Here is a 226-nt window from a genome sequence, read left to right as displayed (position 1 = left end):
TGAAATAAACTGTGACAACCGAAGTTGTCTTGGTCACTTCACCAGACATTGAAAATCAACAAAATTGTTTGATGTTCGATGCTGTGAGTGCCCACACAGATTGCTTGATTCAAATTGTTAAAGAGCGTCACGCTTATCGCGTTGAGGAGGCGCATCTTACGCTCCTCACTTCGAAAGTCAAGCGGTTGTTTTCGCTTTTCTTTCGGCGCCTGCTTCACAAGGAAGC

Annotated in this window: 1 protein-coding gene; it reads right to left on the bottom strand. The window is 44.7% G+C overall.

The features are described 5' to 3' along the window. Window positions 1-38: 38 nt before the first annotated feature. The coding region (locus KW824_RS20860) for a hypothetical protein (RefSeq protein WP_218410915.1) at window positions 39-226 on the bottom strand (188 nt) is incomplete at its 5' end.

Source organism: Aeromonas sp. sif0611, from assembly GCF_019218845.1.
Lineage (GTDB): Bacteria > Pseudomonadota > Gammaproteobacteria > Enterobacterales > Aeromonadaceae > Aeromonas > Aeromonas media.
Note: the sequence above shows the minus strand (reverse complement) of the source record. Positions and strands in the feature narration are given on the sequence as shown.